The organism is Microbacterium sp. NPDC090014 (assembly GCF_044748285.1).
Taxonomy (GTDB): domain Bacteria; phylum Actinomycetota; class Actinomycetes; order Actinomycetales; family Microbacteriaceae; genus Microbacterium.
Window position 1 is genome coordinate 2,060,355 of record NZ_JBIVFS010000001.1, and the last position, 24,448, is coordinate 2,084,802.

Annotated in this window: 26 protein-coding genes, 1 tRNA gene and 1 other RNA gene; 20 read left to right on the forward strand and 8 right to left on the reverse strand. The window is 66.5% G+C overall.

Going from position 1 to position 24,448, the window contains the following annotated elements:
• Window positions 1-15: 15 nt before the first annotated feature.
• The 15 genes from ACIPV5_RS09690 (at window position 16) to ACIPV5_RS09760 (ending at window position 14,243) form a co-directional block, all read left to right on the forward strand.
• Window positions 16-1,692 carry a ribonuclease J gene (locus ACIPV5_RS09690; RefSeq protein WP_400340922.1) on the forward strand — a complete coding sequence of 559 codons (1,677 nt, stop codon included), beginning with the start codon at window positions 16-18 and terminating at the stop codon, window positions 1,690-1,692.
• 73 nt (window positions 1,693-1,765) lie between these two features.
• Window positions 1,766-2,260 carry a GNAT family N-acetyltransferase gene (locus ACIPV5_RS09695; protein WP_056278507.1) on the forward strand — a complete coding sequence of 165 codons (495 nt, stop codon included), beginning with the start codon at window positions 1,766-1,768 and terminating at the stop codon, window positions 2,258-2,260.
• An 81-nt stretch (window positions 2,261-2,341) separates the two neighbouring features.
• Window positions 2,342-5,080, forward strand: a complete 2,739-nt coding sequence (locus tag ACIPV5_RS09700; RefSeq protein ID WP_056278509.1) for a DNA translocase FtsK — start codon at window positions 2,342-2,344, stop codon at window positions 5,078-5,080.
• Window positions 5,080-5,655, forward strand: a complete 576-nt coding sequence (pgsA, locus tag ACIPV5_RS09705) for a CDP-diacylglycerol--glycerol-3-phosphate 3-phosphatidyltransferase (protein ID WP_053095833.1) — start codon at window positions 5,080-5,082, stop codon at window positions 5,653-5,655. Before ACIPV5_RS09700 ends, pgsA begins: the two co-directional genes overlap by 1 nt.
• Window positions 5,652-6,134: a CinA family protein gene (locus ACIPV5_RS09710; RefSeq protein WP_400340923.1), complete on the forward strand. Its 483-nt coding sequence runs from the start codon at window positions 5,652-5,654 to the stop codon at window positions 6,132-6,134. The genes pgsA and ACIPV5_RS09710 overlap by 4 nt, the downstream gene beginning before the upstream one ends.
• 141 nt (window positions 6,135-6,275) lie before the next feature.
• Window positions 6,276-6,584: a helix-turn-helix domain-containing protein gene (locus ACIPV5_RS09715; protein WP_042541772.1), complete on the forward strand. Its 309-nt coding sequence runs from the start codon at window positions 6,276-6,278 to the stop codon at window positions 6,582-6,584.
• 23 nt (window positions 6,585-6,607) lie between these two features.
• Window positions 6,608-6,832 (forward strand): DUF3046 domain-containing protein, encoded by a 225-nt coding sequence (locus ACIPV5_RS09720; protein WP_053095835.1) that lies wholly within the window; start codon window positions 6,608-6,610, stop codon window positions 6,830-6,832.
• A 285-nt stretch (window positions 6,833-7,117) separates the two neighbouring features.
• Window positions 7,118-8,161 (forward strand): recombinase RecA, encoded by a 1,044-nt coding sequence (gene recA / locus ACIPV5_RS09725; protein ID WP_053095836.1) that lies wholly within the window; start codon window positions 7,118-7,120, stop codon window positions 8,159-8,161.
• A gap of 306 nt (window positions 8,162-8,467) precedes the next feature.
• Entirely contained in the window at window positions 8,468-9,043 is a 576-nt protein-coding gene (locus tag ACIPV5_RS09730) for a regulatory protein RecX (RefSeq protein ID WP_285362965.1), read from the forward strand.
• A gap of 81 nt (window positions 9,044-9,124) precedes the next feature.
• Entirely contained in the window at window positions 9,125-10,672 is a 1,548-nt protein-coding gene (gene miaB, locus ACIPV5_RS09735; protein ID WP_400340924.1) for a tRNA (N6-isopentenyl adenosine(37)-C2)-methylthiotransferase MiaB, read from the forward strand.
• 32 nt (window positions 10,673-10,704) lie between these two features.
• Entirely contained in the window at window positions 10,705-11,643 is a 939-nt protein-coding gene (miaA, locus tag ACIPV5_RS09740) for a tRNA (adenosine(37)-N6)-dimethylallyltransferase MiaA (RefSeq protein ID WP_400340925.1), read from the forward strand.
• A 58-nt stretch (window positions 11,644-11,701) separates the two neighbouring features.
• Complete coding sequence (locus tag ACIPV5_RS09745; protein WP_400340926.1) at window positions 11,702-12,229, forward strand: dihydrofolate reductase family protein; 528 nt, start codon at window positions 11,702-11,704, stop codon at window positions 12,227-12,229.
• Window positions 12,222-12,698: a GNAT family acetyltransferase gene (locus ACIPV5_RS09750; protein ID WP_400340927.1), complete on the forward strand. Its 477-nt coding sequence runs from the start codon at window positions 12,222-12,224 to the stop codon at window positions 12,696-12,698. The genes ACIPV5_RS09745 and ACIPV5_RS09750 overlap by 8 nt, the downstream gene beginning before the upstream one ends.
• A gap of 22 nt (window positions 12,699-12,720) precedes the next feature.
• The gene (dapF, locus tag ACIPV5_RS09755; protein ID WP_053095842.1) at window positions 12,721-13,593 is read left to right on the forward strand and encodes a diaminopimelate epimerase; all 873 of its coding nucleotides are present in this window, start codon (window positions 12,721-12,723) and stop codon (window positions 13,591-13,593) included.
• A complete protein-coding gene (locus ACIPV5_RS09760; protein ID WP_072591157.1) occupies window positions 13,593-14,243 on the forward strand; it encodes an HAD family phosphatase in 651 nt (216 codons plus the stop codon). Before dapF ends, ACIPV5_RS09760 begins: the two co-directional genes overlap by 1 nt.
• A gap of 18 nt (window positions 14,244-14,261) precedes the next feature.
• Here the strand turns inward: ACIPV5_RS09760 and ACIPV5_RS09765 are convergent, their stop codons facing one another.
• Entirely contained in the window at window positions 14,262-14,903 is a 642-nt protein-coding gene (locus ACIPV5_RS09765; protein ID WP_053095844.1) for a class I SAM-dependent methyltransferase, read from the reverse strand.
• Between the two features lie 245 nt (window positions 14,904-15,148).
• Here ACIPV5_RS09765 and hflX point away from each other — a divergent pair, with 245 nt between their 5' ends.
• On the forward strand, window positions 15,149-16,483 hold the full coding sequence (gene hflX / locus ACIPV5_RS09770) for a GTPase HflX (RefSeq protein WP_372983662.1): 1,335 nt from the start codon (window positions 15,149-15,151) through the stop codon (window positions 16,481-16,483).
• A gap of 24 nt (window positions 16,484-16,507) precedes the next feature.
• On the opposite strand, the gene ACIPV5_RS09775 is transcribed toward hflX, so the two are convergent.
• On the reverse strand, window positions 16,508-17,179 hold the full coding sequence (locus ACIPV5_RS09775) for an SIMPL domain-containing protein (protein ID WP_320488077.1): 672 nt from the start codon (window positions 17,177-17,179) through the stop codon (window positions 16,508-16,510).
• Window positions 17,180-17,310: 131 nt separating this feature from the next.
• On the opposite strand from ACIPV5_RS09775, the gene ssrA reads away from it, so the two are divergent.
• Window positions 17,311-17,680: a transfer-messenger RNA gene (gene ssrA, locus ACIPV5_RS09780) on the forward strand.
• A 103-nt stretch (window positions 17,681-17,783) separates the two neighbouring features.
• On the opposite strand, the gene ACIPV5_RS09785 is transcribed toward ssrA, so the two are convergent.
• Together ACIPV5_RS09785 and ACIPV5_RS09790 are read right to left on the reverse strand one after the other, a co-directional pair.
• Window positions 17,784-19,148, reverse strand: coding sequence for an excalibur calcium-binding domain-containing protein (locus tag ACIPV5_RS09785; RefSeq protein WP_400340928.1), 1,365 nt, complete (start codon window positions 19,146-19,148; stop codon window positions 17,784-17,786).
• 125 nt (window positions 19,149-19,273) lie between these two features.
• The gene (locus tag ACIPV5_RS09790; RefSeq protein WP_400340929.1) at window positions 19,274-20,128 is read right to left on the reverse strand and encodes a transposase; all 855 of its coding nucleotides are present in this window, start codon (window positions 20,126-20,128) and stop codon (window positions 19,274-19,276) included.
• An 88-nt stretch (window positions 20,129-20,216) separates the two neighbouring features.
• Between ACIPV5_RS09790 and ACIPV5_RS09795 the strand changes: the two genes are divergently transcribed.
• The gene (locus ACIPV5_RS09795) at window positions 20,217-20,531 is read left to right on the forward strand and encodes a hypothetical protein (protein WP_285362958.1); all 315 of its coding nucleotides are present in this window, start codon (window positions 20,217-20,219) and stop codon (window positions 20,529-20,531) included.
• A 3-nt stretch (window positions 20,532-20,534) separates the two neighbouring features.
• Here ACIPV5_RS09795 and ACIPV5_RS09800 read toward each other — a convergent pair whose 3' ends face one another.
• Together ACIPV5_RS09800 and hisN are read right to left on the reverse strand one after the other, a co-directional pair.
• Window positions 20,535-21,098: a hypothetical protein gene (locus ACIPV5_RS09800; RefSeq protein ID WP_056279038.1), complete on the reverse strand. Its 564-nt coding sequence runs from the start codon at window positions 21,096-21,098 to the stop codon at window positions 20,535-20,537.
• 21 nt (window positions 21,099-21,119) lie between these two features.
• Complete coding sequence (gene hisN, locus ACIPV5_RS09805) at window positions 21,120-21,917, reverse strand: histidinol-phosphatase (RefSeq protein WP_053095850.1); 798 nt, start codon at window positions 21,915-21,917, stop codon at window positions 21,120-21,122.
• Window positions 21,918-22,062: 145 nt separating this feature from the next.
• Here hisN and ACIPV5_RS09810 point away from each other — a divergent pair.
• A tRNA-Lys gene (locus tag ACIPV5_RS09810) sits at window positions 22,063-22,135 on the forward strand.
• Window positions 22,136-22,245: 110 nt separating this feature from the next.
• A complete protein-coding gene (locus ACIPV5_RS09815; RefSeq protein WP_400340930.1) occupies window positions 22,246-22,656 on the forward strand; it encodes a protease inhibitor I42 family protein in 411 nt (136 codons plus the stop codon).
• Between the two features lie 99 nt (window positions 22,657-22,755).
• Here ACIPV5_RS09815 and ACIPV5_RS09820 read toward each other — a convergent pair whose 3' ends face one another.
• Window positions 22,756-23,982, reverse strand: coding sequence for an MFS transporter (locus tag ACIPV5_RS09820; RefSeq protein WP_400340931.1), 1,227 nt, complete (start codon window positions 23,980-23,982; stop codon window positions 22,756-22,758).
• Window positions 23,979-24,416 carry a MarR family winged helix-turn-helix transcriptional regulator gene (locus ACIPV5_RS09825; protein WP_056278629.1) on the reverse strand — a complete coding sequence of 146 codons (438 nt, stop codon included), beginning with the start codon at window positions 24,414-24,416 and terminating at the stop codon, window positions 23,979-23,981. Before ACIPV5_RS09825 ends, ACIPV5_RS09820 begins: the two co-directional genes overlap by 4 nt.
• Window positions 24,417-24,448 lie beyond the last annotated feature (32 nt).

Consider the following 24,448-nt stretch of genomic DNA (forward strand, 5'->3'; position numbering starts at 1 on the left):
GACTGAGGAGACAGCATGTCCATCCCGCTCGCAGAACCCGCAGCTCTCGACGAGGGGACGCTGCGGGTCACTCCGCTCGGCGGACTCGGTGAGATCGGTCGCAACATGACCATCTTCGAGTTCGACGGCAAGATCCTGATCGTCGACTGCGGAGTGCTCTTCCCGGAGGAGCACCAGCCCGGAGTCGACCTGATCCTGCCGGACTTCGAGCCGATCAAGAGCCGCCTCGACGACATCGTCGGAGTCGTCCTCACCCACGGCCACGAGGACCACATCGGTGCCGTTCCCTACCTGCTGCGCCTGAAGAGCGACATCCCCGTGATCGGATCGGGCCTCACGCTCGCGCTGGTCGAGGCGAAGCTCAAGGAGCACCGCATCAAGGCCTACACCCTCACGGTGAAGGAGGGCCAGCGGGAGCAGGTCGGACCGTTCGACCTCGAGTTCATCGCGGTCAACCACTCGATCCCGGACGCACTCGCCGTGGCGATCCGCACTCCCGCGGGCCTCGTGCTGGCGACCGGCGACTTCAAGATGGACCAGCTTCCGCTCGACGGACGCATCACCGACCTCCGCGCGTTCGCCCGCCTCGGCGAGGAAGGGGTCGACCTGTTCCTCGTCGACTCGACGAACGCCGACGTGCCCGGGTTCACTCCCACGGAGCGCTCGATCGGCCCCGTGCTCGATCAGGTCATCGGCAAGGCGCCTCGCCGGGTCATCGTCGCGAGCTTCTCGAGTCACGTGCACCGCGTGCAGCAGGTTCTCGACGCCGCGCATGCGCACGGCCGACGGGTCGCGCTGCTCGGACGCAGCATGCTGCGCAACATGACGATCGCCGAGGACCTCGGATACCTGAAGGTGCCGAGCGGTCTTCTCATCGACTACAAGAAGGCCCGCGACCTTCCGGACGACAAGATCGTCTACATGTCGACCGGCTCGCAGGGCGAGCCCATGGCCGTTCTGAGTCGCATGGCCAACCTCGACCACGCGATCGAGCCCGGACCGGGTGACACCGTCATCCTGGCCTCGAGCCTCATCCCCGGCAACGAGAATGCCGTGTACCGCGTGATCGACGGTCTGACCAAGCTCGGCGCGAACGTGGTGCACAAGGCGAACGCCAAGGTGCACGTCTCGGGCCATGCTGCAGCGGGTGAGCTCATCTACTGCTACAACATCCTGCGACCCAAGAACGTGCTGCCCGTGCACGGCGAGTACCGCCATCTGATCGCCAACGCCAAGCTGGCGCAGGACACGGGCATCGAGGCCGAGCGCACGATCATCGCCTCGAACGGCACGGTCATCGACCTGAAGGGCGGCGACGCCCGAGTGGTCGGCCAGCTCGATCTCGGTTTCGTGTACGTCGACGGCTCGACCGTCGGCGCGATCACGGACGCAGACCTCAAGGATCGTCGGATCCTGGCTGAAGAGGGCTTCGTCTCCGTGATCGTCGTGGTCGATGCCGCCACCGGTCGCATCATCTCCGGTCCGGAAATCCACGCGCGCGGCATCGCCGAAGACGATTCCGTCTTCGATGACGTCACCCCGAAGATCATCGCCGCCCTCAAGGAGGCCTCCGGCAACGGCGTGCGCGACACGCATGCGCTCTCGCAGGTCATCCGTCGGACCATCGGGCGCTGGGTCAACCAGAAGCTCCGTCGTCGTCCGATGATCGTCCCGCTGGTCATCGAAGCGTGATCGGAGCCCGGTGGTTCGCGGGTTCCCAGTCGACCGACACTCGGCTGTAACGCGAACGGCCTAGGCTCACTCCATGCCGGACGTCTTCTCGATTCGACCCGCCGACCAGGCGGACGGGAGCTTCCTCGGCGACATGGTCGTCGAGGCGGCGAACTGGCGCTCGGGCGGGGCACGCGCTCGGCATGAGATTCTCAGCGCCGTCGAGCACCGGCGCTACATCGCGGGGTGGATGCGGCCGGCGGATGCCGGTTTCATCGCGCTCGACTCCGATCTGCGACCCATCGGTGCGGCGTGGTATCGGATGCTCGCACCGGACGACGCAGGCTTCGGTTTCGTCGGAACCGCGGTGCCCGAGCTCATCATCGGAGTGCAGCCGATCTGGCGGGCGCACGGAGTCGGACGGACCCTGCTTCGACGCCTCGTGACCCACGCGCGCGAGCAGGGGCACCCTCGGATCAGCCTCAGCGTCGAACGGGACAACTTCGCGCACGCCCTGTATAGGTCGGAGGGTTTCGTGGTCACCGACGCGGGGGATCTCCGTGACACGATGGTGCATCGCACGTCCTGATCTCCCTTCGCGGGCCCGGGAACCGGCCGGAATGCCGCGTCATTACGGGTGAATGTCGGCCTCTGGCCGTAACGTGAGAGCATGGCCAGGAGTACCACGAAGTCCGCGCGCGCGTCCGAGAGCGCCACGCCTCGCCCGAAGCGGCAGGCTGCGCCGAAGGCCCAGGCTGCGCCGAAGAAGTACATCGACGAGATCGACAAGCCTCCGGTGGCGGTACGAGCGTGGAACGGGCTCGCCCACGGCGTCGGTGGCCTGTTCCGGGCATTCGGCCCGGAGACGCTCGAAAAGGATGACCGGCGCGACGGATTCCCCTTCCTGCTGGTGCTTCTGGCGATCGCCGGAGCGGTCAACGAATGGTTCTTCATCGGCAACGAGGTCGCGTCGAACATCAGCGCCTACTCGGTGGGGCTTCTGGTCGGGCGCGTGGCTTTCGTCATGCCCGTGCTGCTGCTGCTGCTGGCAGGGTGGCTGTTCCGCCATCCCTCGTCCGTCCACGACAACGGGCGCATCGGCATCGGCTTCGGACTCTTCGTGCTCACCCTGGCAGGCTTCTGCCACATCGCAGCGGGTCGAGTCGACTCCGCCGGACTGCTCGTTCGTGCGCAGCCCCGGGACGGCATGCCTGCGCTCAGCGAAGCGGGCGGTCTCTTCGGCTGGATGATCGGTGAGCCGCTCTCGTATCTCACTCCGGTGGGTGCCTATATCGTCCTGGCCCTGCTGGCGGGACTCAGCATCCTGATCCTGACCAAGACTCCGCCGAACCGTATCGGGCAGCGCCTGGGCGACCTCTACGCGTGGATGTTCGACGCTGAGCGCACCGAGAAGCCTGCGAAGGAAGCCGCGGCGATCGACGAGTCCGACAAGGTCGACGACCCCGACGTCCTTCCCTGGTGGCGGCGGAACAAGACCGGCCGTGAGGAAGACCCCGACGAGGGGACCCTGGGCTCCGACGACATCACCGCGCTGCTGACGACCTCCGAGCCGACTCCGGCTTACGATCAGGCCGTCGTCGTGGAAGATCCGTACGACGCGGCGACGGAGGTGCTGACGGACGTGCGGTCGGTGACGGAATCCCTGGCAGGGCAGCAGACCACCGCATTGCTCGACGACGAGTCCGACACCGGAGAGATGCCGGAGCTTCCGGGTCTCGACGGCTTCGGCACGGCAGGGCCGGGGGAGCGAGGCCCCCAGGCCCCCGTCGCCCCGTACGTGCTGCCGTCGCCAGGTCTTCTGGTCGAAGGGCCTCCACCGGTCGCGCGCTCCGAGGCGACCGACAAGGTGATCGAGCAGATCACGAGCGTGCTGACACAGTTCAAGGTCGACGCGAAGGTCACTGGTTTCTCGCGTGGCCCCACGGTCACCCAGTACGAGGTCGAGGTGGGGCACGGCGTCAAGGTCGAGAAGATCCTCCAGCTGAGCAACAACTTCGCCTATGCGGTCGCATCGAACGATGTGCGGATCCTGTCGCCGATACCCGGAAAGAGCGCGATCGGAATCGAGATCCCGAACGCCGACAAGGAGATGGTCGCGCTCGGCGATGTGCTCAGGTCTCCGGCAGCGCACAAGAGCACCCACCCGATGACGATCGGCGTCGGAAAGGACGTCGGTGGGAACATCGTCATCGCCAACCTCGCGAAGATGCCTCACCTGCTTGTCGCCGGTTCCACCGGCTCCGGAAAGTCGAGCTTCGTCAACTCGATGATCACGAGTCTGCTCATGCGCGCCCGACCCACGGATGTGCGGATGGTCCTGATCGACCCCAAGCGCGTGGAGCTGACGAGCTACGCCGGGGTGCCGCACCTGATCACACCCATCATCACGAACCCCAAGAAGGCGGCGGAAGCGCTGCAGTGGGTCGTGAAGGAGATGGACATGCGGTACGACGACCTCGCGTCGTTCGGGTTCCGTCACATCGACGACTTCAACCGTGCCGTCCGCGCCGGCGAGGTGGAGCTTCCTGTGGGAAGCGAACGCGTGCTCAAGCCCTACCCGTACCTCCTCGTCGTCGTCGACGAGCTGGCGGACCTGATGATGGTCGCCCCGCGCGACGTCGAGGACTCGATCGTCCGCATCACCCAGCTCGCACGCGCGTCCGGTATCCACCTCGTGCTCGCGACGCAGCGACCCAGCGTCGATGTCGTGACCGGTCTGATCAAGGCGAATGTCCCCTCACGCCTCGCGTTCGCCGTCACGAGCGTCACAGACAGCCGCGTGATCCTCGACAGCCCCGGCGCCGACAAGCTGATCGGACAGGGCGATGCGCTGTTCTCGCCCATGGGGTCGTCCAAGCCGTTCCGACTGCAGGGTGCGTGGGTCGATGAGAAGGAGATCGACGCTGTCGTCAAGCACGTGACGCGTCAGGCCCGTCCGGACTACCGCGCCGACGTCCAGGAAGCGCTGGAGCCCACGAAGAAGAAGGAGGTCGACGAGGACATCGGCGACGATCTCGAGCTTCTTCTCGCCGCTGCCGAACTCATCGTGTCGTCGCAGTTCGGGTCCACGTCGATGCTGCAGCGCAAGCTCCGCGTCGGATTCGCGAAGGCCGGTCGCCTGATGGACCTCCTCGAGTCGCGGGAGATCGTCGGCCCGTCAGAAGGATCCAAGGCGCGCGATGTGCTGGCGACGGCCGAACAGCTGCCCCAGGTCATGGCGAAGCTGCGAGGCGACGACACTCCGCCGAAGCCGCCTGCCCCCTCCTCGGCCGCGACTGCTGCCGGGACGCCGCACGACCCGGTCGAGGCGCAGTTCCAGGGACTTCCTGTGGTCGAGGCTGAAGACGATGGCGACGAAGACGCCTGGGGACTGACGGGACGCGACTGATGGCCATTCCACGGCAGCTTCCCAACGCGATCACGGTCGCGCGCATACCGCTCGCGGTGATCTTCTTCGTCCTCCTGCTGATCGGTGGCACGTTCGGACTCGACGACATCGCTGTCCGCTGGATCGCCGCCGTTCTCTTCATCGTCGCGATCTCAACCGATTGGGTCGATGGCTATCTGGCCCGCCGCTACGAGATCGTCAGCGACTTCGGAAAGCTCTGGGACCCGATCGCCGACAAGCTGCTCACCGGCGCCGGTTTCATCGGTCTCGCGATACTCGGCGAGCTGAACTGGTGGCTGGTGATCATCATCCTCATTCGGGAGTGGGGCATCACGATCCACCGTCTCATGGTGGCGAAGGAGCACGTCGTGGCTGCGGCCTGGATGGGCAAGATCAAGACGGCCGTGCAGGCGGTGGCCTTGTCCTGGGCGCTGCTTCCGTTGCACGTCGTGATCGGGCTGGAGCCGTGGCTGCTCGTGACCGCGATCCTGATGGTGCTCGTGCTGATCCTCACCGTGGCGAGCGGAATCGACTACATCGTCGCGCAGGTACGAGGCGCGCGGCAGCCCTCGTGACATCTGCGTCGGCCGTGCTCGCCGCGCTGGTCGAGCGTGGCTGGACGCTCGGTGTCGCGGAGTCGTTGACGGGCGGTGCTCTCGCTGCCGAGTTCGTCTCCGTGCCGGGGGCGTCGGCCTCCCTCCGCGGAGCGATCGTCGCGTACGCCACTCCGGTGAAGCACACGCTGCTGGGCGTCGACGACGCGCTGCTCGACGCGCACGGTCCCGTGCACCCCGACGTCGCTCTTCAGATGGCGGCGGGGGTGCGCGGTGCGTTGAACGTCGACGGGGCCCCTGCCGACGTCGGTGTCTCGACCACGGGTATCGCGGGGCCGGACTCACCTGACGGTCAGCCGGTCGGCACGGTGCATGTGGCCGTGGTGACGCCGGATTTCTCGGTCACCGAGTTGTTTCGATTCGCCGGTGATCGTGCCGAGGTGCGGGCGCGGGCGGTCGACGCGGCGATCGATATGCTCGCTCGGGTTCTGCGGGAATAGGGGATGGGTGCGCTCCGTTATGTCCTATGTGCTCACACCGAAAGCACAGCGTGCGAAGGTAGATTTTGTGAAGGTCGGTAGGACTAGACTGGCGGTCTCTTCGAGGGACACCTCGAGAAGACGATCTGGGAGGAGGTTCCGATGATTCTTGTACGACAGGAAATCGGCGATGTGCTGAGGGACTTCCGCCTGCAGAAGGGGCGGACGCTCCGGCAGGTTGCAAGCAAGGCTTCTGTGGCGCTGGGCTATCTCAGCGAGGTCGAGCGGGGCCAGAAGGAAGCATCGAGTGAGATTCTCGCCTCGGTGGCTGACGCTCTGGATGTTCCCATCTCGATCATCATGCGAGAGGTCGGCGACCGGATCTCGGTCCTCGAAGGCATTCAGGTCTTCCCTGATGTCGTTCCGGACGACCTCGTGGCTTCTGTCGAGCCCGAGCTGTCGCTCCACTGAACGTCGGACTCTCATAGCCTCTGATGCGACGTAGTGAGTTCCTCCGCGCAGTCGATGCGGAATTCGGCGGTCGCGGGTCATCTCTGATCAGCGACCTCGTTCTGACTCAGCTCGCCGGGCGCACTGCCGACGAAGCGCTGGACGCTGGCGTCGCACCGCGCGAGATCTGGCTGGCGCTGTGCGCCGAGACGGATGTCCCCCTGGAGCGGCGACACGGTGCAGGTCGTCTGGAGCCGCGCAAGCGATGACCCTCTGAGGCGTTCGCGGCGAGGGCCGCGTTCGAGGCGGTTTCGATTTGCGACACGCCGAGACGGCGTGTCGTCGAATATGTGTTCGAAACGGGCGTAGTCTTCTGCACAAGTGGTTCAGAGACGTTTCTCTCCCTGTTTCGCGGTGCTGACGACGCAATGTCGGAGGCTCCTCCTACGGTGAAGAACAAGCCGAAGAGCCATACGCCTTGTCGGAGAGTTCCGCCCAGCCGGGAGGACCGCGACAGCCTACAGGCGGTACCACGCGAGCATAAGGAGCACGGCATGCCATCACCCGCTGACCGCGAGAAGTCCCTCGAGACCGCCCTCGCCCAGATCGATCGTCAGTTCGGAAAGGGCTCGGTCATGAGACTGGGCAGCGACGAGCGTGCGCCTGTCGCCGTCATTCCGACCGGTTCCATCGCTCTCGATGTCGCCCTCGGCGTCGGAGGACTGCCGCGTGGGCGAATCGTCGAGATCTACGGTCCTGAGTCGTCGGGTAAGACGACGCTCACCCTCCACGCGATCGCCAACGCTCAGCGCGCCGGCGGAATCGCTGCCTTCATCGACGCCGAGCACGCGCTCGACCCTGACTACGCCGCGAAGCTCGGTGTCGACATCGACGCCCTTCTCGTCTCGCAACCCGACACGGGTGAGCAGGCGCTCGAGATCGCGGACATGCTCGTCCGCTCCGGGGCCATCGACCTGATCGTCATCGACTCCGTGGCCGCGCTCGTGCCTCGAGCCGAGATCGAGGGCGAGATGGGTGACTCCCACGTGGGTCTGCAGGCTCGTCTGATGTCTCAGGCGCTGCGAAAGCTCACCGGTGGGCTCAACCAGACGAACACCACGATGATCTTCATCAACCAGCTGCGCGAGAAGATCGGTGTCTTCTTCGGCTCGCCGGAGACCACCGCGGGTGGAAAGGCGCTGAAGTTCTACGCGTCCGTCCGAATGGACATCCGCCGAATCGAGACGCTGAAGGACGGCACCGACGCAGTCGGAAACCGTACGAGGGTCAAGGTCGTGAAGAACAAGATGGCTCCGCCGTTCAAGCAGGCTGAGTTCGACATCCTCTACGGCGTCGGCATCTCCCGTGAGGGCAGCCTGATCGACTTCGGTGTGGAGCACGGCATCGTCAAGAAGTCCGGGTCCTGGTACACCTATGACGGTGACCAGCTGGGACAGGGCAAGGAGAACGCGCGAACGTTCCTGCTCAAGAACCCCGACATCGCGCTGGCGATCGAGACCCAGATCAAGCAGAAGCTCGGCATCGGAGGAGCCACCGAGGCACCTGCTGACGAGCTCGCCGAGCGCCGCCCGGCATGATCGTGATGGTTCGCGGTTGTGGCGCAACCGGAGCGAACCATGAGTGATGGCGGGGGCGAGCCTCAGGAGCTCGCCCCCATCATCCCTCTGTTCGGCCGTGATTCCGCGCGGATGAAACCGGTTGATCGAAGCTCTGTCGGGTCCGATGCAGTCACCCCTCGCGCTGCGGAAGACGCAGGCCACGAGGAATCGACGGCGGCAGGAGTCGCATCCACCGGCGACTCGGCTCCAGCTCCACTCGTCGACTCTCGTGGGCCCAGCGAACGGCATCCAGCTCGTGGCGCTGCGGCTCGGTCTGCTCCCCGATTGCGTGCTCTGCAGCCGCACGAAGACTCAGCAGATGAGAGCGGAGCCGATCCGTCGAAGCTGCGTGTCGACGCCGAGGAGCTTCTCGTGCGCAAGCTGAGGGCTCGATCGCTCTCTTTGTCCGAGGCGCGGATGGTGCTCAAGGGCTACGAAGAGAACGGCGTCCGGCTCGACTCCGGATCGATCGACGACGTGATCGACGACTTCTGTCGCCGCGGCTACCTCGATGACGCGGTTCTCGCCGATCAGCTCGTGATGTCGGGAATCGAGCGAAAAGGACAGGGACGGGTCGCTCTGTCGCGAGCGCTCTCGCAGCGGGGGATTCCCCGCGATGTGATCGACGCGGCATTGGGCGACGTTCCCGACGACGACGCGGAGCGTGCACTCGAGTACGCTCGCTCGAAAGCACGATCGATGTCCCGCCTCGACCCGGATACTGCTCTGAGACGCCTCGTCGGTCAGCTATCACGTCGCGGGTACAACGGTTCCATCGCGATGACGGCTGCGAAGACGGCCCTCGCCGAGGGTTCTTCCGGCTCTTCCTCGTCGCGGGTCCGATTCGTCGATTCGGACTGAGGCGGCGGGGGGCGCGCACCTGCCCGGTAGCCGGCCCGGTCAGCGGCAGCGAGGGGGAACCGCTCGTACAATGGGGAGATCATGACTATCCCGCGCAGTGAACCGACGATCATCGCGTCGTCGTCAGCCGCAATCGACCGTGACGGGCGCCAGCGTTCGTACGAGGTCCGCACCTTCGGCTGCCAGATGAACGTCCACGATTCCGAACGTCTCTCGGGCTCGCTCGAAAGTGCGGGATACGTCCGAGCCACGGACGGCGCCGAGGCCGATGTCGTGATCATCAACACGTGCGCAGTTCGCGACAATGCCGCGGGCAAGCTCTACGGGACCCTCGGTCAGCTCGCTTCGGTGAAGCGCCGCAAGGACGGCATGCAGATCGCCGTCGGGGGCTGTCTCGCCCAGATGGACAAGCAAGCCGTTCTCGACAAGGCCCCATGGGTCGACGTGGTCTTCGGCACGCACAACATGGGGTCGCTTCCCGGCCTTCTCGAGAGAGCGCGACACAACGGTGACGCCGAGCTGGAGATCCTCGAGTCGCTCGAGGTGTTTCCCTCGACGCTCCCGACCAAGCGTGACTCTGCGCACAGCGGGTGGGTGTCCATCTCGGTCGGATGCAACAACACGTGCACCTTCTGCATCGTTCCGAGTCTTCGCGGCAAGGAGAAGGACCGCCGTCCGGGTGACATCCTGAACGAGATCCGCCTCCTCGTGGAGGACGGTGCCATCGAGGTCACCCTGCTCGGACAGAACGTCAACTCCTACGGCGTGGAGTTCGGCGATCGCCAGGCATTCGGCAAGCTCCTGCGCGCGGCGGGCGAGATCGAAGGACTCGAGCGCATTCGCTTCACGAGTCCTCACCCGGCTGCGTTCACCGACGACGTGATCGACGCGATGGCTGAGACTCCCACTGTGATGCCGCAGCTTCACATGCCGCTGCAGTCCGGCAGCGATCGCATCCTCAAGTCCATGCGTCGTTCCTATCGCAGTGAGGGGTTCCTCGGAATCCTCGACCGCGTCCGTGATCGCATTCCGCATGCCGCGATCACCACCGACATCATCGTCGGGTTCCCCGGTGAGACCGAGGCGGACTTCGAGGACACGATGCGGGTGGTCGAACAGGCCCGCTTCTCGAGCGCCTTCACCTTCCAGTACTCGATCCGCGAGGGCACACCGGCGGCGACCATGGAAGACCAGGTTCCGAAGGCCGTCGTGCAGGAACGCTACAACCGGCTCATCGCGCTGCAGGAGCGCATCTCGCTCGAAGAGAACCAGAAGCAGATCGGCCGCGAGGTCGAGGTCCTCGTCTCGACGGGCGAGGGCAAGAAGGACGCCGAGACGCATAGGCTGACCGGCCGGGGGGAAGACAATCGCCTCGTGCACTTCGAGGTGACCCCGGGGTCGGCTGTTCCCCGGCCCGGTGACGTCGTCTCGGTGACCATCACCCATGCGGCTCCGTTCCACCTGCTCGCCGATGACCCGACGGGCTCCCCGCTCAAGATCCGTCGCACGCGCGGTGGGGACGCCTGGGATCGCGCCCAGGCGGAATCGTGCGCCGTACCGGCGCCTGCGGCGCCCGACGGCACGCGGGCGGTGTCTCTCGGCCTGCCGACGCTGCGCGTCGGCAGGTGACCGCTGCTCGCGACGAAGCCGGTATCCAAGGAATGACGGGTACGGAGCCGGGCGGCACGCACGATGCGCCGCGGCTCTGGGCGGTCGTCGGCGCGACCGGGACGGGCAAGAGCGATCTCGCGCTCGATCTCGCCGCGGCGCTGCGCCGGCGGGGCAACGCGGCCGAGATCGTGAACGCCGATGCGATGCAGCTCTACCGCGGAATGGACATCGGCACGGCGAAGCTCGCCGCCGCAGACCGACGCGGCATTCCGCACCACCTCTTCGACGTGCGCGAGGTCGACGAGGAAGCGGCGGTCGCCTGGTATCAGCCTCTTGCGCGCTCCGTGATCATCGATATCCAGCGCCGTGGTGCTGACGCGATCCTCGTCGGCGGCTCCGGACTCTATGTCTCCAGCGTCGTCTTCGACTTCGCCTTCCCGCCGCGCGATCCGGTCATCCGCGCTCGGCTCGAACGCGAGCTCGAGGACGAGGGTGCGGGGGCGATGCTCGACCGGCTGAGAGCGCTCGACCCCGCCACGGCGGCGCGCGTCGACCCGCACAACGGGAGACGCGTGATCCGCGCCCTCGAGGTGCTCGAGCAGGGCAGCGCCACGCACGGTGCCGCTCTGCCGGAACAGCCGTCGCTCTGGCACGCGGACACCCGACTGATCGGTCTCCATGTCGAGCGCAGCGTCCTCGTCGAACGGCTCGACGCACGGGTCGAACAGATGTGGCGTGCAGGCCTCGTCGACGAGGTGGCGGGGCTCCGGCGGCAAGGGCTCGAGGATGGCGTCACTGCGCAGCGTGCCATCGGCTACTCCCAGGCTCTGGGGCAGATCGACGGGCGGCTCAGTCAAGACGAGGCGATCGCCGAGACGCAGGCCCTCACGCGTCGGTATGCCCGACGTCAGGTGTCCTGGTTCAAGCGGTATCCGGGTCTCACCTGGCACGAACCCCCGGTCGACGCGACGGCACTCGTCGAGTCCTGAGTCGACATCTCCGTCACCGCCATCGCGCGATGTCGGTGACCGATGAGAAGGTGGATGCATGGCCACCCACTTCTACACGGCGAGCAGCCTCGACGGTTTCATCGCGACTGACCAGCACTCCCTCGATTGGCTCCTCAAGCAGGACATCGACGCCGAAGGACCGATGTCCTATGGGGCGTTCGAGAAGACGATCGGGGCGCTGGCCATGGGGGCATCGACCTACAACTGGGTCATGCAGCACGAAGAAGGGCGCTGGGGCTACGAGCAGCCGACCTGGGTGTTCACGCACAGGGAGCTCGAGATTCCCGTCGGCGCCGACGTCCGCAAGGCGCAGGGCGATGTGACCGCCGTTCACTCCGAGATGGTCACTGCCGCCGGCGGCAGTGACCTGTGGGTCGTCGGCGGCGGAGACCTGGCCGGGCAGTTCGCGGATGCGGGTCTTCTCGATGAGGTGTGGGTGCAGTACGCGCCGGTCACTCTCGGATCCGGGGCGCCCCTGTTGCCGCGGATGCTGGACCTCGAGCTCCTCGAGGTGGCTCGCAACCGCAACTTCATGTGCGGGCGTTACCGCGTGCGCCGTGGCTGAGGCGTCAGCTCCTCGGCGCGCAGTCGAGAGCTGGCCGGTCCGGGCGTTCGATCGGGCGGACACCGAGGCGGTTGTCGCGCTCTGGGACGAGGTCGGGCTCACGCGCCCGTGGAACGATCCGCGGCTCGACATCGAGCGCAAGCTCACGGTGCAGCCGGAGCTGTTTCTGGTCGTCGAGAGCACCGAGCCCGAATCGAGCTCGGCACCGATCCTCGGGACGGTCATGGCCGGCTACGACGGACACCGCGGCTGGCTCTACTACCTGGCGACCGCCAAGTCGCACCGCCAACGAGGGATCGCGAGAGCACTCGTGCGCGAGGCCGAACGGCTTCTCGTCGCCATGGGCTGCCCGAAGGTGCAGCTCATGGTCAGGGAGGGGAACGAAGGCGTCCTCGGTTTCTACGACGACCTGGGCTACGAACGATTCTCCGTGTCGAACACGGGCAGACGCCTGATCGTCGACGCCTAGCCGAGATCTCTAGACTGGACGAATGGTCGCATTCACCAAAGGGCACGGTACGGGCAACGATTTCGTGATCATCGCCGACCCCGACGGCTCACTGGAACTCAGCTCGGAACAGGTCGCAGTGCTCTGTGACCGGCACCGCGGCATCGGAGCCGACGGCATCCTTCGTGTCGTGCGCTCTGCAGCGATCGTGGACGGGCGGGCGTCACTCGCTGAGGAGCCGGCAGCTGAATGGTTCATGGACTACCGCAACGCCGACGGATCGATCGCCGAGATGTGCGGCAACGGCATCCGCGTCTTCGCGCACTATCTCGTGCGCTCCGGGCTCGCCACGATCCAGCCCGGCTCGACGCTCCCGATCGGAACCCGAGCGGGCGTGCGCGACGTGACCCGCAGTGAGACGGGATATCAGGTGGATCTCGGCCTGTGGAAGCTCTCCGGCGACGACCCTCTTGTCACGGCGGACGGGCTCCCCGTCACGCGCCCGGGGCTGGGCATCGACGTCGGGAATCCTCATGTGGTGGTCGCCCTCGCATCCGAGGCGGAACTCGCCTCACTCGAACTCCACCGTGCTCCGGTGCTCGAACCCACCCCGCCCGCGGGTGCGAACGTCGAGTTCGTCGTCCCGGGTGAGCCGCTTGTGCGGGACGGGATCGGGCACGTCTCGATGCGCGTCTCCGAGCGCGGTGTGGGGGAGACCCTCAGCTGTGGCACGGGTGTGGCGGCCACAGCTCTGGCGGTGCGCTACTGGGCAGGTGCGAAGGCGCCCGACAACTGGCGGGTCGAGGTGCCGGGTGGCACGCTCGGCGTGCGCATGTTCCCCGCGGAGGACGGCGAGCACGTCGCGCTGTCCGGCCCCGCGCAGCTCGTGTTCAGCGGCGAGGTCGACCTGATCTGATGGGCGCGACCGGTCCGATCGATCTGGTCATCTTCGACTGCGACGGAGTCCTCGTCGACAGCGAGCGGCTCTCGATCGAGGTGGACCGGCGGGTACTCGCCGATCTCGGGTGGGAACTGTCCTCGGATGAGATCGTGCACCGGTTCGTCGGACGTTCTGCCGCCTACTTCCGCTCGGAGATCGAGTCGTTCCTCGGGAGCCCGCTTCGCGATGACTGGGAGGCGACCTATCAGCCGTGGTACGTCGCTGCCTTCGCTGAGCTGATCGCGGTGGACGGCGTCGAGCGCGCACTCGACGAGATCGTGACGGCCACGTGCGTGGCTTCGAGCGGTACCCATGCGAAGATCCGGAGAACGCTCGGGATGACCGGTCTCCTTCCGCGATTCGAGGGAAGGATCTTCAGCGTGGATGACGTGGTCGTCGGTAAGCCCGCCCCGGATCTCTTTCTGCACGCCGCAGATCGGCTCGGGGTGCACCCCGAACACTGCGCGGTGGTCGAGGACAGCCGGTTCGGCGTCCGCGCCGCTCGAGCCGCCGGGATGCGGGTATACGGCTACGCCGGCGGGCTCACCCCAGCCGAGTGGCTCGAACAGGAAGGAGCCGTCGTGTTCGCCGACATGCGCGACCTTCCCGACCTTCTCGGTCGCTGATGTCGCTGCGGCGAGAGGTCAGACGAGAGCGATCGGCTCGGTGGGCGGAGTGCCGTGCTTGCGTACCTTGAGGATGCGATAGCCCTTGGAGGTCGCGGTGCGGTGCACGCTGAAACCAGGATGGAACGTCGAGCCGATCCACCGTTGCAGCGAATCCGCGCCGAGGTTGCGCTGCACGACGAGCCACGCGTCGCTGCGCTCGTCGAGGCGGGGGATCCACTTCTCGAGCAGGCCGTGAAGCTCGTTCTTGCCGACGCGGATCGGAGGATTCGAGCGGATCGAGCGGAAAGTCACGTCAGCGGGAACATCCTCGGGCAGTGAGGCGTTGACATTCTTGAGACCATGAGCCGCGGCGTTGCGACGCACGAGATCCAGAGCCCGCTCGTTCACATCGACCGCCCACACGGTCGCATGGGGCGCGGCCAATGCCATCGACAGCGTGACCGGTCCCCACCCGCTTCCGAGGTCGAGAAGATGGCCTCCCGGCGGAACCGGAGGCGTGTTTGCGAGAAGGACGGCAGTACCGGCATCCAGCCGATCCGGGCTGAAGACGCCGCCAGCAGTGGTGACGTCCAGCTCTCGGCCTGCGAGCGTCACACGGATCGATCGCAGGTTCTCGGGGCTTGCCGGGGCCGCGGTGAAGTAATGGTCGGACCCCATACCGTGAGCGTAGCGGACAGCGCGGGCTAAGGTTAAGGCTCGCAACAAAACCCAGAGATAAGGGACGGATGACGGAGACCAGCACACACTCCACAGGTGACGAAGCAGTCGATCGCGTTCTCGCGAATGCGGAGAAGCGGACGGAGGCACGAGTCTTCGGCGCCGCTCAGGCGCTGCAGGACCAGTCCACCGCGTCACACGCGTTCTCGGACGGCGACCAGTGGGACCTCGAGGATCGTCATGCGCTGCGGCGCGTCGGCGGTCTCTCCACAGAACTCGAAGACGTCACGGAGGTCGAGTACCGCCAGCTTCGGCTCGAGAACGTGGTGCTGGTCGGCGTGTATCCGCAGGGCGCTCAGGAAGACGCGGAGAACTCGCTCCGCGAACTCGCAGCCCTCGCGGAGACCGCAGGAGCCGTCGTCCTCGATGGTGTTCTGCAGAGGCGACCGCACCCGGACGCCGCGACCTACATCGGGCGCGGCAAGGCGCAGGAGCTGAAGGACATCGTGGCGGCCACGGGCGCGGACACCGTGATCGCCGACACGGAACTCGCCCCCAGCCAGCGACGAGCTCTCGAGGACGTGGTCAAGGTCAAGGTCATCGACCGCACCACCGTCATCCTCGACATCTTCAGCCAGCACGCCAAGAGCCGTGAGGGCAAAGCCCAGGTCGAACTCGCGCAGCTCGAGTACCTCCTGCCGCGCCTGCGCGGCTGGGGTGACTCGATGAGCCGTCAGGCGGGTGGCCAGGTCGGTGCCGGTGGTGCCGGAATGGGCTCCCGTGGCCCCGGTGAGACGAAGATCGAGCTCGACCGTCGCCGAATCCGCACCAAGATGGCGCTCCTTCGCCGGCAGATCCGCGACTTCGGCCCGGCGCGAGAGGCCAAGCGCGCCGAGCGCAAGCGCAACACGATTCCTTCCGTGGCCATCGCCGGATACACCAACGCCGGCAAGTCGAGCCTCCTCAACGCTCTCACGAGCGCAGGGGTGCTCGTGGAGAACGCACTGTTCGCGACGCTGGATGCGACGGTCCGCCGCTCGGAGACGTCGGACGGGCGTGTGTACACGCTGACGGACACCGTCGGCTTCGTCCGCAACCTTCCGCACCAGCTCGTCGAGGCTTTCCGATCCACGTTGGAAGAGGTCGGCGACGCCGACGTCGTGCTGCACGTCGTTGACGGATCTCACCCCGACCCCGCCGGTCAACTGCAGACCGTGCGGGACGTCATGGGCGACGTCGGTGTGCGTGATATGCCCGAGCTCGTGGTGTTCAACAAGGCCGATCTGATCGACGACGACGAGCGTCTCGTGCTGCGAGGCCTCGAGCCCACGGCGCATTTCGTCTCATCCCGGTCGGGCGAGGGCATCGAAGAGCTTCGAGCGGCGATCGAAGAGGCGCTTCCGAAGCCGGCCGTGGAGGTGCACGCGGTCGTTCCCTATGACAGGGGTGATCTGGTCGCGGCGATCCACGAGACCGGGATGCTGCTGGCGGTGGACCACAGCGAGCAGGGCACAGTCGTGCACGCGCGTGTATCGGAGCGACTCGCCGCCGATCTGGCGCCGTTCGCGATCGACGCCTGACCGCTTTGCGGTGCGGGGCGCGGTTCAGCGCGCGACGAATCGCGCCTCGACCGTTGCGGAGATGACGATCTCGTCGGGTTCGTAGTCCATTGACGGCCCGCCCACGTCCTGGGACTCCTGCATCATCGCCCCGCGCATCTTGGGCATGCCCGCGAGCGGCTGAACGGGTGCGGGGGCGATCAGCCCGACATCGGCGATCTCGACGGGAACGACAGAACCGAGTCCGAGCGCTGTGGCGTATGCCTGCGCGCGCGTCACGGCCGCTCCGACGGCCTGCGCCGCGACCTCCCGTTCGACCCGGGACCTCGTCTCGGCGGTGAGGTGCCAGTCGACCCAGCCGACCTCGACACCGTCCCATGCCGAGACCTCGGACACCCAGAGCGAGAGCGCCGAGGCTTCGGCGAACGTCGCAGTCAGATCCACGCCGGCGTAGTGAACGGGCGCGAGCTGCGTGCCCTCCGAGTTCCACGGGCGCTCGGCGCGCACGGACAACCGCTTGCTGGACCAGTCGACGACGATGCCCGTGTCCAGCCGCGCGGTGATGCTCTCGCGCACCGGCTCGGTGAGATGCATCACGCTATCGACCACTCCTGCGCGGTCGGCGCCGTCTGCGCGGACACTGACGTGGATGGTGGCGCGCTCGGGCGCAACTCGCGCCTCGTGATCGCCGCGGACGGTGACGGTGACTTCGCTCATGTCGTGACTCTACGCCAGGGCATGGAATGGCGAAGGCCTCGCGAACGTTGTAGTCTGTGAGGCTCGGGGACTCCGGTTCCCGGGATGATAAGTACACAGAGTGACAGCGGCTCCTTCGAGAGAAGGACCACGGGGCTGATCGGTTTCGACAGCGCCTGTGAATCCACGAGAAGCGGGCCGAGGATGCAGAGTTATCTCGTAAACGCTCTCTGCAAAAAAATAGTTGCCGAAACCAAGCGCAACGACTTCGCCCTCGCTGCATAAGCGAGCCCGATAGTCCGTCAGGCCGTATGCGATTCCGATACGGATCCTGGCGTCATTTAGGAATCTTGCTGCGTGATGGCGTCTGGACGTCACGTGGGACTCTTCCCAGGCTGGGCTCGTCGACTTAGGTGTCTGTGACAAAGGTCGGAGCCGAGCAGAACGTCTTCACAGACTGCGCCCGGAGAAGGCGTGGAGACTCAGCGTTGGACGGGGGTTCGATTCCCCCCAGCTCCACCACGTCGCTGTCACAAGCAAGAAGGCCCGCCTCCCTGGTGAAAATCACGAAGGGAGGCGGGTCTTTTGTGTGCGTGATCGGGAATCGACGCGGCTCAGACTCGGCCTACGGCGCGCCAGGCAGGGTCTCGCAGGGGATGCCGTCGTTGTCGAAGTCGAGCTTTGCGACGTCGCCGTAGTAGGGGTAGAACCGGTCGAACCATTCCTTCGCTGCAGCGTAGTTCGCGAAGTCCGTGCAATTCCGCGTGTCCCCGGGGTTCCCCGGTTGCTGAGGCGGTTGAGGTTGCTGAGGCGGCTGAGGGACGGGGATGCCTGAGGACGGTACTCGGAAGTTGTCGCCTTCGTAGATCCACACCCGCCACCACTTGGCGAGGACTGCATCTCGTTCGGCCGCGTCCGCGGTGTAGAAGTGATGAGCCGCGGAGTTCGACCAGAACCGCGCGACGGGAACGGTGCCGGCCTGCGTGGAGTCGGCCGGGTAGACGTAGTACGCGATCCCTTCGTCTTTCCAGATGTTCGGCCACTTGGCGATGACAGCCGCGCGCTCGGTGGGGTCTGCGGTGTAGAAATGCCCCGAGTACGTGCTGCTCCAGAACCTGTAGAGCGGGATGGTTCCGGCGACCTGAGTCGTGAACGCGGTGTACCGCTGCCCCTCGTAGGTCCAGACGTTCGGCCAACGGGCGATGATCTGATCGCGCTCCGTCGGGTCAGTGGTGAAGAAGTGCCCCTGGTAGACGGGGCTCCAGAACCGGTATACGCCGACGGGGTCTGGCATCGGCGGCGCGGAGGGCCGTCCGACGGCGGGCGTCGCCGGCATCCAGGCGTCCCACTGGGGGCCGCATTCTCGGAGGAGCGTCTGGATGGCGCTCTTCTCGACGGGGTCGACGGACAGGTTCCACCGCCACTTCACCGCGACCCACTCGGACACATAGTTGCACCGCATCGGCCGGTATGGAGGCAACCAGGATGCAGGATCCTTGTCGGCCTTCGCGGTATTCACGGCGGCGGTGACCATGGTCAGGGTGCGCTGGTCGTCGAGGTCGTTGGAGTAGCTCTGTCGTTGCGCGTCGGTCCAGGCCCACGCGCCGGACGCCCACGCTTCCTTGAGCGCGACAAGGTGATCCATCTCGATCGCGGCGGGGTCGATGTGCGTGACGTTGTCGTAGTAGGAGAACCACTGACCTCCAGTGACGGTGCACGCGCCGGTGACGGTCGTCGGAATGTCGGACTCCTCGAGCAGCACCTCCGGACGGGTGCGGCATCCGTCCCCGTCGAGATCCGCGCCTTCGAAGAAGAGGTCGCGGTTGTACTTCACGGTGGACGGAGCCTCGACACGCAGCTGATCGAGGAGCGTGCCGACGGGTACCCTTTCCGTCGATGGCGGAGGCGCTGCCACCGCCGCTGACGGAGTGAGCGAGCCTGCGACGACCGCGGTCGCGACGAGGATGGCACCCAGGAACCGATTGCGCATGCCACTCCCTGTGAAATCGGCTCCGCCGTGGAGCCTCGCGCTCAGGATACACACAGAATACCGGTACGCTGTCGAGGTCGTTCGACGGCGCGTGCGTCCGCTGACACGTCCTCCCGCGTCGGTGGTCAGCCGGTGGTGAGCCGGTCGAGAGCGTCCTCTGCGGTGCGGAGATGCTCTGCCGACTCCCGCACTCGCTGCGCGAGCGATTCCTGTTCGGCCTCCGCCTCCTCGGCGTCTTCTCGCGCGCGCTTCGCTTCATGTCGGACCTTCGCCAGGTCAGCTTCGAGTTCACGCTCACGGCGTGCGAGGGCTTCGATCCTCACCGCGGCATCGCGGAGTGCTCGGTCGGCCGTCGCCGCTTCGCGTGCCGCCGTGTCGTGAGCCTTCTGGGCTTCTCTGACGGCCCGTTCCGCGTCCCGTCGCTCTCTGCGTGACCGCACCTCGTCGACGGGTGTGGGCGAGATCGCGGGTGGTGCGGGTGCGCCTCCACCCACGAGGGTGTCGGCGATGTCGGCGAACGTGCCGGCCGGTTCCAGCTCGCGCACGAGCCTCGCCGAGGCGACGGCGGCGGCCGCAGTCGGATCGAAGAAGGCCGCGCTAATGGTCTGCTGAACCGCCTCTCTCGTCGAAGCCGTGACGCGCTGTCCGCGCGCTTCAGCGAGCGCGGCGGCATCTGCCGCGAGTCGGCTCGTGAGGGCGCGGCGGTCGCGACCGAGCTGCGCGAGCGCGCGAGCATCCAGGTCCGCCTGAGCTTCGCGGAGCTCTTCGGCGAGTTGAAGCGCTTCTCCGAGTTGCGCGGCGCGCTCGTGTGCGAAGACGTTGACCACCCAGGCGGCGACCGACGGCTTCTTCAGATCGCGAATCTGCGCGGCGAGGCCCGCGTCGTCGGCCTCGGCGGCGCGCGCGTTGCGTGCGCTCACGAACTCTGCAGGTGACCCCGTGTACAGCTCCACTGCGATGTCAGCGAGCGGGGAGTCCATGCGTGCGACGATACACCGCGCAGGATGAGCTCCTCCCTGCCACGTCAGATGCGCGTTCCGAGCCACCTGTGCCAGTATTCTGGTTCGCATGGCAACGCTGTTCTATGGCGCGTCGGACGTTCCGATCCACATCGAGGATCGAGCACTCGCGCATCTGAAGATCGTCATCGCGACCAAGCTCCGCCGTCAGGAGAGCTTCACCCTGTCATGGCGTCATCCCGAGGGAGAGCCCGGCGGGCGATCCACCATCTGGATCCATCCGTCCATCCCGCTGCGCTTCACCTTCGACGAGCCGGAGCAGCCTCAGCTGAACCCGCGGTGGATCGACGATCTGATGCAGTCGGTGAACTCGACAGGCGGCATCCTCCTCGTCGACGAGGTGATCGATTCTCCGGTCGAGTGAGCGTCAGCCGGCCCACTCGATCAGGATGAGGCCCTGGCGCGTGTCCGCGAACTTCACCCAGCCGTCGCCGAACAGATACGTCATGCCGTAGCCGTCTTCGTCGGTGCCCATCGCGAACTGCGGGTTCTCGGTGATGTAGATGCCGTCGGGGCCGTCCTCGCGGGTCCAGCCCTCTCCGAGGAGGGAGGTCTGTGCGGCAGTGGCGTCTTCAGCGCTGATCGTCGACCACCCGTAGAGCTGACCGTGATCTGAGGCGACGCTGTAGTCGGCCCAGAAGCAGAGGAGCCCGTCGGCGAGCGTCACGCCACCCACCACGAACTCCTTCTCCTCGAAGGTCCAGCCCTGATCGGTGAGTGCCTGCACGGTTCCGGCCGAGACGATCGTGTCGCAGGCTGGCTCCACCGCCGCGGAGGGTGTGGGAGTGGCTGCCGGCTCCGCAGTCGCCGTGGGGGAGGGCTTCGGCGAGTCGGGAGTGGGCGACGGCGCTCCCTCGGGCGTCGCTGCGCAGGAGACGAGCGCGACGGTGAGCAGGAGCGCACCGAGTGCGGCGGAGGTGAAGCGGTTCATCGCGCGTGCCTTCATCAGGGGTCAGTCGTGCAGAAGTGCGAGGAACGCGTCGTGGAGGATGCCGTTGGTGGCCAGCGCCGAAAGGTCGGAGATCGTCTCTGCGCCGTCGAAACCGGTCATCCGACCGCCCGCCTCGCGCACGATCGGGACTGCGGCCGCGACGTCGTACTCCTTGACGCCGAATTCCGCGACCATGTCGATCCGCCCCTCGGCCAGGAGCATGTAGGCGTAGATGTCTCCGTAGGCGCGGTCGCGCCATACCCGGTCGGCCAGCTTCAGCAGTTGGTCGAGGTGACCGGACTCAGCCCATTGGGTGATGCTCTGGAAGCTCACGCTCGCGTCATCGAGAGACGACACGGAGGATGCCGAGACGCGGCGCGGTTCGGCATCCGTCGCCGTCCATGCCCCTGACCCTGACGCCGCCCACCAGCGGCGTCCGATCGCGGGCATGCTGACCACTCCGACCTGCGGTACGCCGTCGACCGCGAGGGCGATCATCGTGCCCCACAGCGGCACTCCGCGGAGGAAGTTCGCGGTGCCGTCGATGGGATCGATGATCCACTGCCGATGGGTGCTGCCCTCAGCGCCGAACTCCTCGCCGAAGATGCCGTCGTCGGGCCGTTCGATCGACAGGATGGCGCGGATCGCCCGTTCGGTGGCGAGGTCCGCATCGGTGACATGCGAATTGTCCGCTTTGGTCGAGATCTCCAGGTCGGAGCTGTCGAACCGGGGGAGCGACTGCGCATCTGCGGCGTCGGCGAGTCGAAGGGCGAGTGCGAGGTCGCGAGAGAAGTCGTCGACGCGGGGGGAGGCGGTCACATCTCCAGGATAACCGCCCCGCCCGGGGACCCGAGGGCTCGTGACACGGGGCGACACGCGCGGCGAACACGTGGGACCCGACTCGATTTCGCACCGCGGCGATCGGCTGGTAATGTAATTCCTCGGCCGGGGAATACCGCGCCACGCACCTCTAGCTCAATCGGCAGAGCAACTGACTCTTAATCAGTGGGTTCTCGGTTCAAGTCCGAGGGGGTGCACGGATCAGCCTCGATGACTCTCGCCAGTCATCGGGGCTTTTCTGCGTCGCGGTGATGCCGCCGACATCGCATTCCGTGCGCTAGTTTGATGCAAACGCTAAGGGGTGGCGATGCGCGCACGGGTGAAGAGACTCGCAGTCGGTGCGATCGTGGCCGTCTGCAGTCTTCCGCTCACCGCATGCTCGGCTGGGCTCGAGACGAGCATCGCCTATACGGCCTCCTCGGTGACGCTGGCCCCCGACGAGGCGCTCGTGGTCGACTTCGGTGACATCAATCCCACCGTCGGTGAGGAGTGGGTGCTGACGCGGGAGCCCGATCCGGCGGTTCTGGGACCGGGCGACGAGCGGTCGCGGTACCTGGGCGAGGAGGGTGAGACCGGAGCGCCGAGCGCGCTCACCTACCGCTTCGCGCCCGTGGGTGAGGGAACCACCGTGATCCAGTTCGAGTACCGATTCCGCGGCGCCGTTCCCGAGGACCTCGACGACCAGAAGACCGCGGAGATCACGGTCACCGTCAAGTAGGTCGATCAGGCGACTGCGATGACAGCGCCGCCGGTGGGCCTGCTGCGCTCTGAGAGCTCGCTCATCGCCCCACGGCATCGAACGCAGCAGGCTGGCGTGTCACCCGGCGTCGCCGAGCAGGATGGCCTGCGCGTCCTCGATCGCGGCGTCGTCGGGCTCGTCGTCGATGTGCGCGAGGATCTTCCTGCCGCAGAAGACCGTCGCCGCTGCGATGAGCACGGCGAGAGCGGCGACCAGATACGGGATCGTCGCGTTGAACGCGTGCCAGAGAGCCGCTGCGAGGGGCGGCGCGATGGCTCCGCCGAGGAATCTCACCGACGAGTACGCCGACGATGCGACCGAGCGGGGCAGGTCCGTCGCCTCCATCACCGCTTCGGTGAGCACGGTGTTCATCACACCCAGCAGCAGTCCGCCGATGACGATGCACACGACCAGCGCAGTGGCGGATTCGACCAGCAGGCCGGCGATGATCAGATCCACGGCGAGAAGCGGCAGGACGGTGAGGATCACGCTCGTGCGGGACATCCGGCGCATGAGCAGGGGAGCCACCCAGACGCTCGTGATGGCGAGGGCGAGGCCCCAGCCGAAGAACGTGAAGCCGATCCCCATGGCCCCGAAGCCCAGAGGGAACGGCGAGAACGCGAGCAGGATGAAGAAGCCGATGTTGTAGAAGAAGGCCGCGATCGCGAGAATCGCGAGCGCAGGACGACCCAGGGCCCTGAAGGGTGCCGAGAACGGGATGGGCGCGCGCTTGTCCTCGGGGCCGCGCAGAAGCACGAGCACGGCGAGGAAGGCGATCGCCATGAGCACCACCACTCCGAAGAACGGTGCACGCCAGCTCTGCTCACCCAGCAGGCCGCCCAGAAGCGGGCCGATGGCGATACCGAGCCCGAGGGCTGCCTCGTAGAGGATGATCGCAGCTGAGCTGCCCCCCGATGCCGCGCCCACGATCGTCGCGAGAGCGGTGGAGATGAACAGCGCGTTGCCCAGACCCCATCCTGCGCGGAAGCCGATGACCGCGTCGACGCTGCCGCTGAGCGCGCAGAGCAGGGCGAACACCACGATGAGCGCCAGCCCGATCAGAAGCGTCTTCTTGGCGCCGATGCGGCTCGAGATCCAGCTGGTCACGAGCATCGCGAGACCGGTGACCGCGAGATAGCTCGTGAACAGGAGCTCCGTCTCGAACGGGGTCGCCTGCAGGGATTCCGCGATCGCGGGGAGGATGGGATCCACGAGTCCGATGCCCATGAATGCGACGACGCACGCGAAGGCGACGGCCCAGACCTGGGCTGGTTGCTTCCACACTGAGGTGGCGGGGGTGTTCACGCTGCTGCTCCTGTCGAGTCGGTGGTGGTGTGCGCCGCGAGGATCTCGGCGGCGCGCGTCAGGATGCTCCATTCGTCGCCGTCGAGGTCGGCGAAGCGAGGGGCGAGCGTGTCACGGAACTCTTCGCGCCATGACTGCAGCGCGTGGGACCCGGCCGCGGTTATGGCGACGGCTGTCGCGCGAGAGTCCTCGGCGACGGGGGAGCGAAGGACCAATCCCTCGCGCTCGAGATTCCCGATGAGCCGGGTCATCCCGGGCTGGGTCGTGCGTGCGGCTGCCGCGAGCTCTCCGACCCGCTTGGGCCCGGACTGCTCGAGCAGACTCAGCACCCGCCACTGCGCGGCAGGCGCATCATTGCCGGCGTCCTGTGCGGCGATCCGGCCGAGCGCATACCCGGAGAGCACGAGCGAGGGGATGACATCCTGACGATTCATACCAGAAAGTATATACCCACTGGTATGTATAA